Source organism: uncultured Dysosmobacter sp., assembly GCF_947631635.1.
GTDB lineage: Bacteria > Bacillota > Clostridia > Oscillospirales > Oscillospiraceae > Oscillibacter.
The window spans coordinates 24,479-30,478 of sequence record NZ_CANRMB010000038.1 but is presented as its reverse complement, the minus strand read 5'-3'; the positions used below and the strand labels follow the sequence as shown (position 1 = coordinate 30,478).

5 protein-coding genes are annotated in these 6,000 nt (G+C 63.0%); 3 read left to right on the top strand and 2 right to left on the bottom strand.

All coding sequences use genetic code 11. From position 1 onward, the window contains the following. Window positions 1-57: 57 nt before the first annotated feature. Window positions 58-966, bottom strand: a complete 909-nt coding sequence (gene dapA, locus Q0Z71_RS15520) for a 4-hydroxy-tetrahydrodipicolinate synthase (protein WP_298024726.1) — start codon at window positions 964-966, stop codon at window positions 58-60. 165 nt (window positions 967-1,131) lie between these two features. Next, a complete protein-coding gene (asd, locus tag Q0Z71_RS15515) occupies window positions 1,132-2,223 on the bottom strand; it encodes an aspartate-semialdehyde dehydrogenase (protein ID WP_298024724.1) in 1,092 nt (363 codons plus the stop codon). Window positions 2,224-2,413: 190 nt separating this feature from the next. Between asd and Q0Z71_RS15510 the strand changes: the two genes are divergently transcribed. From Q0Z71_RS15510 to Q0Z71_RS15500, 3 genes are read left to right on the top strand one after another with little or no spacing between them, the layout of a single operon-like run. Beyond that, window positions 2,414-4,081, top strand: coding sequence for a SpoIID/LytB domain-containing protein (locus tag Q0Z71_RS15510; protein ID WP_298024722.1), 1,668 nt, complete (start codon window positions 2,414-2,416; stop codon window positions 4,079-4,081). Between the two features lie 14 nt (window positions 4,082-4,095). Continuing rightward, the gene (gene queA / locus Q0Z71_RS15505) at window positions 4,096-5,139 is read left to right on the top strand and encodes a tRNA preQ1(34) S-adenosylmethionine ribosyltransferase-isomerase QueA (RefSeq protein WP_298024720.1); all 1,044 of its coding nucleotides are present in this window, start codon (window positions 4,096-4,098) and stop codon (window positions 5,137-5,139) included. Further along, the gene (locus Q0Z71_RS15500) at window positions 5,136-5,945 is read left to right on the top strand and encodes an MBL fold metallo-hydrolase (RefSeq protein ID WP_298024718.1); all 810 of its coding nucleotides are present in this window, start codon (window positions 5,136-5,138) and stop codon (window positions 5,943-5,945) included. The genes queA and Q0Z71_RS15500 overlap by 4 nt, the downstream gene beginning before the upstream one ends. Window positions 5,946-6,000: the final 55 nt, after the last annotated feature.

Below are 6,000 nucleotides of genomic sequence, written 5' to 3'. Positions count from 1 at the left end.
CCGCGCCTTGAGGCGCGGCAAATATCACGCCCTTATAGGGCGAGTGCAGGCCACCCGTTATACGGGTGGTCCTGACTCAGCCTTCAGCAGGCCGTATTTCACCAGGGTCTCCCGGATGCGCGCCAGGTTTGCCCCGCTGGGCGGGCACAGGGGCAGGCGCAGGTCTCCGGCCCTCCAGTCCAGCAGGTTCAGCGCCGTTTTGACGGGGATGGGGTTCACCTCGCAGAACATGGCGTCGCAGAAGTCCTTTAAGTACAATTGCAGCTTCCCGGCGGAGGCGAAGTCGTTGTCCAGACACAGCTTCACCAGGGCGTGCATCTCGGCGGGGAGGATGTTGGCCACCACGGAGATGACGCCCAGGCCCCCCAGGGCGCAGATGGGGACCACCTCGTCGTCGTTGCCGGACCAGATGGAGAAGTCCTCCGGGCAGAGGTTCCGGGTGCGCTGGATATTGCCCAGATTGCCGCCGGCCTCCTTGACGCCGTTGATGTTGGGGTGCTTGGCAAGCTCGGCGTAGGTCTCCGGCGCGATGGCCACGCCGGTGCGGGAGGGCACGTTGTAGAGGATGCAGGGGGTGTCCACCGCGTCTGCGATGACCTGGTAGTGCCGGACCAGGCCCTGCTGGGTGGCCTTGTTGTAATAGGGTGTTACCAGCAGCAGGCCGTCGGCCCCGGCCCGCTCCGCGTCCCGGGACAGGGCCGCGGAGATCTCCGTGGAGTTGGAGCCGCTGCCCGCGATGACCGGGACACGGCCGTTCACATGTTCCACACAGAACTCGATGGTCCGCATCCGCTCATGGTAGGTCATGGTGGTGGCTTCGCCGGTGGTGCCGCAGACGACAATGGCGTCGGTGCCGTTTTCCAATTGGAAGTCAATCAGCTTTCCCAGAACGGGCAGGTCCACGGTCTCATTGTTGAAGGGCGTGACGATGGCCACGCCGGAGCCGGTGAAAAGGGGCTTTCGCATATCCGTACCTCCTATACAGTCCGTTAAGTACCTATCATTGTATAGAATCATTTTATGCAATATAATCGGAATGCGTGCCTAAAACCATGCAAAACATGTCCAATCTGGGATTGGGTCAAAAAAAGCAGGCGCCGAACGGCGCCTGCCTCTTTGGTATGGGAATGCTTACTTGGCCTCGATGTAGCCCTTGGCGCACAGCAGCTCGGCCAGCAGCACCGCGCCGCCCGCAGCGCCCCGGAGGGTGTTGTGGGAGAGGCAGACGAACTTGTAGTCGTACTGGGTGTCGGGCCGCAGGCGGCCGATGGACACGGCCATGCCGTGCTCCAGGTTCCGGTCCAGACGGGTCTGGGGGCGGTTCTCCTCCTCAAAGTAGTGCAGGAACTGCTTGGGGGCGGAGGGGAGGTCCAGCTCCTGGGCGGGGCCCCGGAAGGCGGCCCAGTCGGCTTTGATCTGCTCCATGGAGGGCTTCCGGCCGTCCTGGAACTTCATGAACACGGCGGCCATGTGGCCGTCCTGGCAGGCCACCCGGAAGCACTGAGCGGTGATGGAGGGCCCCTCCGCCTTGACGATCTGATCGCCCTCGATATGGCCCCACAGCTTCAGGGGCTCCTGCTCGCTCTTTTCCTCCTCGCCGCCGATGAAGGGGATGCAGTTGTCCACCATCTCGGGCCAGCGGGCGAAGGTCTTGCCAGCGCCGGAAATGGCCTGATAGGTGCAGACCAGGGCCCGGTCCAGGCCGTACTTCTTCAGGGGGTGCAGGGCGGGGACATAGCTCTGGAGAGAGCAGTTGGATTTTACCGCGATAAAGCCCCGCTTGGTGCCCAGGCGCTTGCGCTGGGCCTCAATGATCCGGATGTGGTCCGCGTTGATCTCCGGCACCACCATGGGCACGTCGTCCGTCCAGCGGTGGGCGGAGTTGTTGGAAACGATGGGGCACTCCAGCTTGGCATACTTCTCCTCCAGGGCGCGGATCTCCTCTTTTTTCATATCCACGGCGCAGAAGCAGAAGTCCACCATGGCCGCCAGCTTTTCAGCGTCTGCCTCGGCGTCCAGGACCACCAGCTTTTTGGCCTCCTCCGGCATGGGGATATCCAGGGCCCAGCGGCCCTCCACAGCCTCCTCGTAAGGCTTGCCGGCGCTGCGGGCGCTGGCGGCGATGGCGGTGAGCTGAAACCAGGGATGGTTCTCCATCAGGGTGATGAAGCGCTGGCCCACCATGCCTGTGCCTCCGATGATGCCGACTTTGTACTGTTTCATAGTTGTGCCTCCTGCTGCGTTGTTGCGGCGGGAATGAAGCCCCGCCGATTTTTGGTTGAATGTGTCGCCTTTTTGTACTATAATGTATTTTATTCAGGAAAAATCAAGTTTGTATTTCCGGGGCGGACATTTGTATGTATGGTAGCATACTTTACCTGCTCCGTCAAGGCCGGTGCCATTGGGAGGTTCCATGAAAAAACTGCTTTTGACCACGCTGCTTGTTGTAACATTTTTCGCATGTAGCGCCGTTTCCGCCTCCGCCGTGGTGAATGATACGGTGAAGGTGGGCCTGCGGTACGGCTCCTCGGCGCTGTTTTCCGCCAATCTGGAAAACGCCGTGGGGAGCGGCTATGAATTCGGCTATTTCGACGAGGACCGGGAATTTGAGTCCCTGGGCGAGACGGGGGAGACCGCCATCTCCATGACTGCCGCCGGTGATATCTATATGAGCAGCGGCGGAACATATTCCCCGGACATGCCCTCCGGCGGTTTCCGCCACATGGGGGCCTGGCACGTGGAGATCGGCGGCTTCCGGGACTTTGAGGAGGCGGAGGACGCCGCCCGGGACTATGAGGACGCCTATCCCGCCTGGATCGACTGGGAGTACGTGGTCCGGGTGGGGTGCTATGACTCCCGGTCCGAGGCGGAGGACGCCGCCGATGACCTGGGGGAGGGGAACGCGGTGAAGTCCTCCTCCACCGGTGTGATGGTCACCGTTACCCAGACCACGGAGGTCCTGTTTGAGTTCGACTGCAACGGTATTCTGGACTTGGGCGTTCTGCCCTCCGCCCGGAGGGACACCGCCATCACCTGGTTCAAGGGCTACAAGTACCCCGGCGGGTTTGAATACGCCCGGATCACCGGGGGAAACCTCAACGTCATCAACGTGGTGGACCTGGAGGCGTACGTGAAGGGCGTTCTGCCCTATGAGATGGGCGGCAGCTGGCCCATGGCGGCCCTGGAGGCCCAGGCGGTCTGCGCCCGGACCTACGCCTGCCGGACCGACCGCCACACGGACTATGACTTCGATATCTGCAATACCACCCACTGTCAGGTCTACAACGGCGTGAACACCGCCACGGCCGCCACCGACGAGGCCGTGGAGAACACCGCCGGGGAGTGCCTGTATTATGACCGGGAACTGGTCCGGGAGCCGGTGTACCACTCCTCCAACGGCGGCGCCACGGAGGACGGCTACTACGTCTGGGGCACAGAGACGCCCTACCTGAAGGGTGTGGAGGACCGCTATGAGGCCCGGACCAGCATCCCCAATTACAGCTGGTCCGTCACCTACACCGCCGACGAGCTGACCTGGATCTTACAGCAGAAAGGATACGGCGTGGGCACGGTGAAAAACGTGTATGTATCGGAATACACGCCCATGGGAAATGTATACAAGGTGGCCTTTGTGCACACCGGCGGCACCCTGACGGTGAAGGGCGACACCTGCCGGAGCATCTTTTACAGCAGTACGTACAACAAATCCGTCAAGAGCCTGCGCTTCTCCATCAACGGCGGCGGTCCGGCATCCACTGGAGACGGCGTCTGCGTCAACGGCGCCGACAATCAGCTGTCCGGCCTGGACGGCGTGGCCGTCATCTCCGGCGGCGGCAAGATCACCACGCTGGATGGGGACAGCGCCGTGGTGCTCTCCTCCTCCGGCAAGTCCACCGTGACGGCCTCCGGCGGCACGGCGGCGAAGCCCACCTCCTCCCAAAAGGGGAGCTTCACCATCACCGGCACCGGAAACGGCCACAACGTAGGCATGAGCCAATACGGCGCCAGGGCCATGGCGGAGGAGGGATATGACTACGAGGAGATCCTCGAATTCTATTATACGGATGTCACCGTTCGGTGAGGAACAGGAATGCTATGAAAACCAGTGATTTTTACTATGACCTGCCCCAGGAGCTGATCGCCCAGACGCCCATTGAAAAGCGGGACGAATCCCGCCTGATGACGCTGGACAGGGCCACCGGGGCGGTGGAGCACCACCACTTTTACGAGCTGCCGGACTTTCTCAATCCCGGCGACTGCCTGATTCTGAACGATTCCCGGGTGCTGCCCGCCCGGCTCCTGGGACAGCGCCTGCCGGGCGGCGGCGCCTGTGAGGTGCTGCTTCTGATCGACAAGGGGGAGCAGACGTGGGAGTGCCTGGTGCGGCCCGGCAGGAAAATGCGCACCGGGGCCAAGCTGTCCTTTGGAGACGGCGCGCTGACGGCGGAGGTGATGGGCGAGCTGGAGGGCGGCAACCGCCTGGTGCAGTTCGACTACGAGGGCATCTTCCTGGAGGTGCTGGAGCGCCTTGGAAAAATGCCCCTGCCGCCCTATATCAAGGAGGAGCTTCAGGACCGTGAACGTTACCAGACCGTCTATTCCAAGGTGGTGGGCAGCGCGGCGGCTCCCACGGCGGGCCTTCACTTCACCCCGGAGCTGCTGGAGAAGATCGCGGCCAAGGGCGTGGGCATCGGCTATGTGACGCTGCACGTGGGCCTTGGCACCTTCCGGCCTGTGAAGGAGGAGAACATTACAGACCACGCCATGCACAGCGAGTACTGCGTCATCTCCCAGGAGACGGCGGACCTCATCAACCGCACCAAGGCGAAGGGCGGGCGGTGCGTGTGCGTGGGCACCACCTCCTGCCGGACCCTGGAGTCCTGGGCCAACGACGACGGCACCATGGAGGCCAAGGCGGGGTGGACCGATATCTATATCTATCCGGGGTACAAATTCAAGGTGATGGACGCCCTGGTGACCAACTTCCACCTGCCGGAGAGCACCCTCATCATGCTGGTGTCCGCCTTCGCAGGGCGGGAGCACGTGCTGGCCGCCTATGAGGAGGCCGTGCGGGAGAAATACCGCTTCTTCAGCTTCGGGGACGCCATGTTCTTGTATGGAGAGGGGAGCGGGACATGAAGCTCCGGGTCCTGGTGGACAACAACACCTACATCGACCAGTACTACCTGGGGGAGCCTGCGGTCAGCTACTATCTGGAGACCGACGGCCTGCGCATCCTGTTTGACACGGGGTATTCCGATATCGTTCTGCAAAACGCCGAAGCCATGGGCATCGATCTGGGCGGCCTGACCCACATCGTGCTGTCCCACGGCCACAACGACCACACCCGGGGCCTGCGGTTCCTGCGGGAGCGGTTCCACCTGTCCCAGGTACAGCTGGTGGCCCATCCGGGGTGTCTCCGGCCCAAGTGGATGGACGGGATGGACATCGGCGCGCCCTTTGGCGAGACGGAGGCGGCGGCCGCCTTCGACTACCGGCCCCAGACCGGGCCTTACGCCCTCTCGGAAAACTGCGTCTTTCTGGGGGAGATCCCCGCCCTTCACGATTTCGAGCCCCGCAGGTGCTTTGGCCGGACGCTGGACGCTTCCGGCGCGGAGATCGGGGAGTTCGTGACGGACGACTCGGCCCTGGCCTGCCGCACCGGGGACGGTTTGTTCATCGTCACCGGATGTTCCCACAGCGGCATCTGCAATATCGTGGACTACGCCCGGCAGGTCCTGGGTGAGGACCGTGTGGCGGGCGTCATCGGCGGGTTCCACCTCTTTGAGGCGGACCAGCGCCTGCGGCAGACCATCGGGCGGCTGAAGGCACTTGCCCCAAAGGTCCTGTATCCCTGCCACTGCGTATCCCTGCGGGCCAAAGCGGAGATGCTGAAGGCCCTGCCCGTGGAGGAAGTGGGCGTGGGATTGGCCATCACCCTTTGAGGCGCGCGGCTCTGTGACTGCGCCGGGAATGTTCCGCCTGCGGGCGGTGCTCCCA